Raw genomic sequence first — 7,488 nt, 5'->3', positions numbered from 1 at the left:
GGCGCGCGGCGCGCGCAGGCGGCCCGGCAGCCACATCGCGACGAACACCCAGACGATGCGCGCGGCGATCGCGGCGGCGGTGGCGGGCAGCGCGACGCGCAGGCCGGCCATCAGCACCGCGCCTTCGTGGTTCACGCGCGCGAGGATCGCGTGCAGCGCGAGGCCGATCAGGATGAACACGAGCGCGTCGAGCACGAACACGATCGCTTCCCAGGTCGCCTTCGCCTTGATCCGCATGTCGGCGTCGAACACGCGATGCTGGCGCACGCCGAGCACGAGGCCGCAGGTGACGACCGACAGCACGCCCGAGCCGTCGACGGCTTCCGCGATCCCGTAGCTGCCCCACGCCATCGCGAAGGTCACGACGATGCCGAGCATCGGGTCGCGCAGGCGCGGCAGCACCCAGCTCATCGCATGGCCGCACGCGAGGCCGACCGCGATGCCGATCAGCGTGAGCGAAAAGAACAGGCCGGTGGCGCTCGCGGCCGTGATCGACACGGCGAGCGCGGCCGACACGGCCATCTGGTACAGCAGCAGGCCCGACGCATCGTTGACGAGGCTTTCGCCTTCGAGCACCGCGACGAGCCGCGCGGGCAGCGGATGGCGCTGCAGGATCGCCTTCGCGGCGACCGCATCGGGCGGCGACACGATCGCGCCGAGCGTGAAGCAGGCGGCCCATGGCAGCGCCGGGTTCACCGCATGCACGGCGAGCGCGACCGCGACGGTCGTGAACACCACCGCGCCGAGCGCGAGCGATGCGATCGACGCAAGCTCCTGGCGGAATTCCTTCCACGCGGTGTAGAACCCGCTCGACATCAGCAGCGGCGGCAGCACGGCCGCGAGCAGCAGCGCCGGGTCCATGTCGGGCACGCGCTTGCCGGCGACCGCGACGACACAGCCGCCGAGCAGCAATACGACGGCCGGCGGAATCGAAATCCGTTCGGCGAGCCACGTGAGTGCGCCTGCCCCGCAGATCAACAGCAGCAGGTAATGAAACAGTTCGACGTTGGTCATGCGTGGCCGGTGCTGAACGATTGCGTCACGATGGCTTGCGGTCGTTCGGGGTGCCGCCGGGCAGCGCGCCGAACATGTGCTGGCTGCACCGCGCGTCGCGCCATGCGGTGTTCAGGCGATGACCCGCGAACATCCGGCGCGCGACGGGCAGGATCTGTTCGCCGGCCAGCATGCCGAGCAGGCCGGTGAGCGCGATGATCGGCGGCGCCGGCGAGTTCACGCCAAGCGCGCCGTAGATGACACCGGCGAGGATGCCGGCGAGCAGCGACAGGAAATACGGTTTCATGGCGGGCCCCGTGATGGCAGACGAATGGCGCGGTGTGCGCCGTCAAGAATTCGAAAGGGTATCGGGTTTGCGTGAAGAAAAAAAGGGCGTGCGGGCCGGAACAGGCATCGATTCAGGAATCGGATCGATTCCGTTTCTCGGGTGTTCGCGCCGCGCGTTTGCGGCTTAAATATTGCGGCCCGGATGACGATCCGGCGCTGACGTACCTCCGCCGGCTCCTCCCGTTTTGACGGTCGAGGCAGGCCCCCCTTTTCTCGTTCACAGGACACCTTGCGCCATGAGCAATCCGAAACTTGAAGTACTGACGCCGCAGAACAGCCAGCTGATCTTCATCGACCAGCAGCCGCAAATGGCATTCGGCGTGCAGTCGATCGATCGCCAGACGCTGAAGAACAACGTCGTCGGGCTCGCGAAGGCCGCCAAGGCGTTCAACGTGCCGACCACCATCACGACGGTGGAGACCGAAGCCTTCTCCGGCCATACCTTCCCCGAGCTGCTCGACGTGTTCCCGAACCAGAAGACGCTGGAACGCACGTCGATGAATTCGTGGGACGACCAGAAGGTGCGCGACGCGCTCGCCGCGAATGGCCGCAAGAAGGTGGTGGTGTCGGGTCTCTGGACGGAGGTCTGCAATACCACGTTCGCCCTGTGCGCGATGCTCGAAGGCGACTACGAGATCTACATGGTGGCCGACGCATCGGGCGGCACGTCGCAGGCCGCGCACGACTTCGCGATGCAGCGGATGGTGCAGGCCGGTGTCGTGCCCGTCACGTGGCAGCAGGTTTTGCTCGAATGGCAGCGCGACTGGGCACGCCGCGACAGCTACGACGCGGTGATGGCGATCGCGAAGGAGCACTCGGGTGCGTACGGGATGGGCGTCGACTACGCGTACACGATGGTTCACAAGGCCGCGCAACGCACCGCCACGCCGCACGAGTCGCTCGCGGCAGTACCGGCGAAGTAACGGACACCGGCCGCGATCGTGGCGACGGCCGGCCGCGGCGATCCGCTGTCGCCGGCCGCCGCCCGCTCAGGTTGCCGGCAGCGCCCACGGCGCGTGCGCGAAGTGATCCGCGAGGAAGTCGAGCAGCACCGTCACGCGCGCGGCGCGCAGCATGCCGGGCGGCGTGACGAGGTTGACGTTGATGTCGGCGATCTTCCAGTCCGACATCACTTCCTCGAGCTCGCCGCGCTGCATCGCTTCCCACACCAGGAACTCGGGCTGAAGGGCAAGGCCATGACCGGCGACGAGCGCGGGGACGATCACGTCCGCATTGTTGGTGCGAATGCGGCCGTGCACGGAGACGCCGACCTCGTCGCCCGATGCCGGGTGGCGGAAGCGCCAGTGTTCGGGTGTCGGCAGGTTCGTGTAGGTGAGGCACACGTGCTGTTCGATGTCGCGCGGGTGCGCGGGGCGGCCGTGCCGGTCGAGGTACGCGGGCGCCGCGACGAGCGGCCGGCGCACCGCGCACAGCCGGCGCGAGCGCAGCGACGAATCGCTCAGCTCGGCGATGCGGATCGCGACGTCGAAGCCGCCGGACACGATGTCGACGAGGTGATCGGTGAGCACGAGGTCGACGTCGACCCGCGGATAGCGTTCGAGAAACGCGGGCAGCACCGGCGACAGGTGGCGCACCCCGAACGACATCGGCGCATTCACGCGCACGAGGCCGTGCGGTTCGAGCGCCTGCGCGGACGCCTCGCTCTCGATCAGTTCCGCATCGGCGAGCAGCCGGATCGCGCGGTCGCGCAGCAGTTCGCCGGTCGGCGTGAGCGACAGCTTGCGCGACGTGCGGTACAGCAGCATCGCGCCGAGGCGTTTTTCGAGGCGTGCGACGGCCTTCGACACCGTCGGCTGCGTGACGCCGAGCAGGTCGGCGGCTTTCGCGAACGAGCCCGTCTCCGCGACGCGCGCAAAGATGGCCCAGGCTTCGAGATCAGGAAGGTGTTGCATGGTCGGGATACAGGGCAGGGAAGCGGAACGGATGCAGCGCACCGCGAAAGCGGGCGTGCGATGCAGGGAATTCTAATCCGGCCGGGAGAAAAATCGTTATGGAATCTTATCTACTTTCGTTGGGCGCCGGCGTGCTGATCGGCATCGTGTACAGCGTGATCAAGGTGCGTTCGCCGGCACCGCCGCTGATCGCGCTGGTCGGCCTGGCCGGCATGCTGATCGGCGTACAGGCCATCGCGCCGGTCCGTCACTGGCTCGGCTTCTGACCGCATCGAGGACACTTCATGAGCGCAACCGCTACTCAACCCGATCTCATCCTGCACAACGGGCGCATCACGACGCTCGATCGTGCGAACCCCGTCGCCACCGCCGTGGCGATCAAGGACGGCCGCTTCGTCGCGGTCGGCGCCGACGCGGACGTGATGCCGCTCGCGGGCCGCGCGACGAAGGTCGTCGATCTCGATTGCCGCGGCGTGCTGCCCGGCCTGATCGACAACCACACGCACGTGATTCGCGGCGGCCTGAACTACAACCTCGAGCTGCGCTGGGATGGCGTGCGTTCGCTCGCGGTCGCGATGGAGATGCTGAAGCACCAGGTCGCGATCACGCCTGCGCCGCAATGGGTGCGCGTGGTCGGCGGCTTCACCGAACACCAGTTCGTCGAGAAGCGCCTGCCGACGATCGACGAACTCAATGCGGTCGCGCCCGATACGCCCGTGTTCATCCTGCACCTGTACGACCGCGCGCTGCTGAACGCGGCCGCGCTGCGGGTGGTCGGCTACACGAAGGACACGCCGGAGCCGCCGGGCGGGACCATCGTTCGCGATGCCGCCGGCAATCCGACCGGCCTGCTGCTTGCGAACCCGAACGCGACGATCCTCTACGCGACGCTCGCGAGGGGCCCGAAGCTGCCGTTCGAGTATCAGTACAATTCGACGCGCCATTTCATGCGTGAGCTGAACCGGCTCGGCGTGACGGGCGTGATCGACGCGGGCGGCGGCTCGCAGAATTATCCCGACGACTACGAGGTGATCCGCAAGCTGCACGACTCGGGCGAGATGACGATCCGGATCGCCTACAACCTGTTCACGCAGAAGCCGAACGCGGAGAAGGAAGACTTCGTGAACTGGACGAAGAGCGTCAAGTATCACGACGGCACCGACTACTTCCGCCACAACGGCGCGGGCGAGATGCTGGTGTTTTCGGCCGCCGATTTCGAGGATTTCCGCGTCGCGCGCCCGGACCTGCCGGCGCAGATGGAGGACGATCTCGAAGGTGTCGTGCGCGTGCTCGCGCAGAACCGCTGGCCGTGGCGCATGCATGCGACCTACGATGAAACGATCAGCCGCGCGCTCGACGTGTTCGAGAAGGTCGACGAGGACATTCCGCTCGACGGGCTGAACTGGTTCTTCGATCACGCGGAAACGATCTCGGAACGCTCGATGGACCGCATTGCCGCGCTCGGCGGCGGCATCGCGGTGCAGCACCGGATGGCGTACCAGGGCGAATACTTCGTCGAGCGTTACGGTGCGCAAGCGGCCGAGGCGACGCCGCCGGTCGCGAAGATGCTCGAGAAGGGGCTCAAGGTGTCGGCCGGCACCGACGCGACGCGGGTGGCGTCGTACAACCCGTGGGTGTCGCTCGCGTGGCTGGTGACGGGCAAGACGGTCGGCGGGATGCGGATGTACCCGCAGCGCAACCTGCTCGATCGGGAGACGGCCCTGCGCATGTGGACCGAGTATGTGACGTGGTTTTCGAACGAGGAAGGCAAGAAAGGGCGCATCGCGGTGGGCCAGCTCGCCGACCTGATGGTCCCGGATCGCGATTTCTTCACGTGCGCGGAGGACGATATCGTCGATACGACTGCACTGCTGACGGTGGTCGGCGGCCGGATCGTGTGGGGGGCGGGGCCGTTCGCGTCTCACGATGCGCCGATTCCGCCCGCGATGCCCGATTGGTCGCCGGTGCGCGAGTACGGCGGTTATGGCGGCTGGGGCGCGACGCAGCGCAACGGCGCGCCGCTGCAGCGGGCCGCGGCGGCCGCCGCGCAGTGCGGTTGCGCAAGCGCGTGCGGCCTGCACGGCCATGCACACGCGAACGCGTGGAGCCGCGCGTTGCCGACGTCGGACGCGAAGGGCTTCTGGGGCGCGTTCGGCTGTTCGTGCTGGGCGGTCTGAGATGGCAACGCCTGTGGGTTCGATCAACCCGGCGCGGGTCCGCGCGCTGCTCGCGCAGCCGTGGATCCTCCCGCTCGCGCGGCTGGCGCTGGTGTCCGCGTACCTGATCGGCGGTGTCGCGAAGGCGCTGGACTTCGATGGCGCGGTCGCCGAGCAGGCGCATTTCGGGCTGCAGCCGGCCGCGCTGTGGGCGGCGCTCGCGATCGCAGTCGAGATCGCCGGTTCGCTGTGCGTCGTGCTGGGCCGCTTCACGTGGCTCGGCGCGGGCAGCCTCGGTATGCTGACGCTGGTTGCGATGGGGGTGGCCAACGATTTCTGGAACCGTACGGGCGCCGAGCATTTCATCGCGCTCAACAGCTTTTTTCGAGCATCTCGGGCTGATCGCCGCACTCGTGCTCGCGACGCTGCTCGCCGATGCGAAGCGCGTGGACGGCAATGTCCGCGCGTGACCGGTTGCACCATTCGATGACACAACAAGGAAACCTGATCATGATGACCATTCGATCCGCGCTGTGCGCACTGACGATCGCGGCCGGCTGCGTCGCGGCGCCGGCGTCGTTCGCGAAACCGCCGGTGCCGCCGGCGGCCACGCCGACGGTGGCCGTCGGTCCGCAATACGACACGACGCACGTGTGCGTGGCGCCGGAAGACTTCGAACGCTTCACCGACAGCTTCGTCGCGACGTTCGGCGGCAAGAAGTCGAAGCAGGGCGTGTTCCAGGTCACGCCCACGCCGAGCCAGACAATGTCGCAGCTCGTACTCACGCCGGTCGGCACCGTGTCGGTGTTCGGCTTCAAGACGCCGATCCCGTATCCGTTTTGCGCGGAGCGCACCGGTTATCTCGTCACCGACATGGACGTCGCAATGAAGACGGCGCGCGCGCACGGTGCGGACGTGATCGTCGACACGTTCCCCGATCCGATCGGCCGCGACGCGATCATCCGGTGGGCCGGCGGCCTGAACATGCAACTCTATTGGCATACCGAAGCGCCGCGCTACGACGCGCTGGAGACGGTGCCCGAGAACCGCGTGTACGTGTCGCCGGAAAGCGTGCGCAAGCTGGTGCACGATTTCGTGAAGTTCTCGAACGGCAGGGTGGTGTCCGACACCCTCAAGGCGCCGGGCATCGAGATCGGCCGGCCGAACGACACGTATCGCCGCATCCGCATCGAATCGGGCTTCGGCAAGATGACCGTGCTCGTGACCGACGGCCACCTGCCGTATCCGTTCGGTCGCGAGATGACCGGCTACGAAGTGCACGATCTCGCTGCGACGCTGGAGAAGGCCAAGGCAGCCGGCGTGACCGTGCTCGTGCCGCCGTTCACGTCGGACGGCCGCGACGCGGCGCTCGTGCAGTTCCCGGGCGGCTACGTCGCCGAAATCCACGCGAGCGCCGCGCGATGAAGCACGAAGATACGATCCTTGCCGCGGTGGCCGGCTTCGTCGACACGCTGAGTTTCGTCGCGCTGTTCGGGCTGTTCACCGCGCACGTGACGGGCAACTTCGTGCTGATCGGCGCGGGCATCGCGGGCTTCGGCCAGGGCATCGTGCTGAAGCTCAGCGTGTTTCCCGCGTTCGTCTGCGGCGTGATCGCGAGCAGCCTGATCGCGCGGGCGATGTCCGGGCGGCCCGCGTGGCAGGGCACGCGCATGCTGCATGCGGTGCAGGCCGTGCTGCTGCTCGGCTTCTGCGCGGCTGGCGTATGGGCGACGCCCGTCACGCAGCCCGACAGCCTGCCGGCGCTCGTGGCCGGCATCGTCGGCACGTTCGCGATGGGCGTGCAGAACGCGCATCCGCGCGTGATCGCGCGCGCCGGCGGCGTGCCGAACACGGTGATGACCGGCAACGTGACGCAGGCGATCCTCGACGCGGTCGACCTGCTGTCGGCCGGCACCGCCGATGCCGCGCGCGCGGCGGCACGGGCGCGCTTCGGCAAGATGCTGCCGGCGATCGTCGCGTTCGCGCTCCGCGCCGCATGCGGCGCGCTCGGGTTCCGCTTCGTCGGGCTCCTCGCGCCGCTCGCGCCGGCCGGCGCGCTCGCGACGCTTGCCCTGTCC

The 7,488-nt window shown here is 68.1% G+C and carries 8 protein-coding genes and 1 pseudogene; 6 read left to right on the top strand and 3 right to left on the bottom strand.

Annotation, left to right across the window (positions count from 1 at the left end):
- Together G3N96_RS36535 and G3N96_RS36530 are read right to left on the bottom strand one after the other, a co-directional pair.
- Positions 1-1,014, bottom strand: a 1,014-nt coding sequence (locus tag G3N96_RS36535; protein WP_206140231.1) for a cation:proton antiporter, incomplete at its 3' end; no start/stop codon positions are given.
- Between the two features lie 25 nt (positions 1,015-1,039).
- Positions 1,040-1,300, bottom strand: a complete 261-nt coding sequence (locus tag G3N96_RS36530) for a XapX domain-containing protein (protein WP_206140229.1) — start codon at positions 1,298-1,300, stop codon at positions 1,040-1,042.
- Between the two features lie 277 nt (positions 1,301-1,577).
- Between G3N96_RS36530 and G3N96_RS36525 the strand changes: the two genes are divergently transcribed.
- Positions 1,578-2,264: a hydrolase gene (locus G3N96_RS36525; protein WP_069247732.1), complete on the top strand. Its 687-nt coding sequence runs from the start codon at positions 1,578-1,580 to the stop codon at positions 2,262-2,264.
- Between the two features lie 66 nt (positions 2,265-2,330).
- Here G3N96_RS36525 and G3N96_RS36520 read toward each other — a convergent pair whose 3' ends face one another.
- Complete coding sequence (locus tag G3N96_RS36520; protein ID WP_206140227.1) at positions 2,331-3,254, bottom strand: LysR family transcriptional regulator; 924 nt, start codon at positions 3,252-3,254, stop codon at positions 2,331-2,333.
- A 98-nt stretch (positions 3,255-3,352) separates the two neighbouring features.
- Between G3N96_RS36520 and G3N96_RS36515 the strand changes: the two genes are divergently transcribed.
- The 5 genes and pseudogenes from G3N96_RS36515 to G3N96_RS36495 all read left to right on the top strand — a co-directional run.
- Positions 3,353-3,520, top strand: a complete 168-nt coding sequence (locus G3N96_RS36515; RefSeq protein ID WP_206140225.1) for a DUF1427 family protein — start codon at positions 3,353-3,355, stop codon at positions 3,518-3,520.
- An 18-nt stretch (positions 3,521-3,538) separates the two neighbouring features.
- Positions 3,539-5,431, top strand: a complete 1,893-nt coding sequence (locus tag G3N96_RS36510) for an amidohydrolase (RefSeq protein ID WP_206140222.1) — start codon at positions 3,539-3,541, stop codon at positions 5,429-5,431.
- 1 nt (position 5,432) lies between these two features.
- Positions 5,433-5,880: pseudogene (locus tag G3N96_RS36505) on the top strand (DoxX family protein).
- A gap of 40 nt (positions 5,881-5,920) precedes the next feature.
- Complete coding sequence (locus tag G3N96_RS36500) at positions 5,921-6,835, top strand: glyoxalase (protein WP_206140220.1); 915 nt, start codon at positions 5,921-5,923, stop codon at positions 6,833-6,835.
- Positions 6,832-7,488 (top strand): YoaK family protein (locus tag G3N96_RS36495; protein WP_206140218.1); only part of this gene is annotated, 657 nt, incomplete at its 3' end. The genes G3N96_RS36500 and G3N96_RS36495, both read left to right, overlap by 4 nt.

This window comes from Burkholderia sp. Se-20373, assembly GCF_017104705.1.
GTDB lineage: Bacteria > Pseudomonadota > Gammaproteobacteria > Burkholderiales > Burkholderiaceae > Burkholderia.
The sequence above is the reverse complement of the archived record's forward strand: the minus strand, read 5'-3'. Positions and strand labels throughout refer to the sequence as shown.

What these genes read in the sequence shown, in the direction of transcription:
- G3N96_RS36530 (WP_206140229.1), bottom strand. Translation starts at nt 1,300, where the DNA reads ATGAAACCGTATTTCCTGTCGCTGCTCGCCGGCATCCTCGCCGGTGTC.
- G3N96_RS36525 (WP_069247732.1), top strand. Translation starts at nt 1,578, where the DNA reads ATGAGCAATCCGAAACTTGAAGTACTGACGCCGCAGAACAGCCAGCTG.
- G3N96_RS36520 (WP_206140227.1), bottom strand. Translation starts at nt 3,254, where the DNA reads ATGCAACACCTTCCTGATCTCGAAGCCTGGGCCATCTTTGCGCGCGTC.
- G3N96_RS36515 (WP_206140225.1), top strand. Translation starts at nt 3,353, where the DNA reads ATGGAATCTTATCTACTTTCGTTGGGCGCCGGCGTGCTGATCGGCATC.
- G3N96_RS36510 (WP_206140222.1), top strand. Translation starts at nt 3,539, where the DNA reads ATGAGCGCAACCGCTACTCAACCCGATCTCATCCTGCACAACGGGCGC.
- G3N96_RS36500 (WP_206140220.1), top strand. Translation starts at nt 5,921, where the DNA reads ATGATGACCATTCGATCCGCGCTGTGCGCACTGACGATCGCGGCCGGC.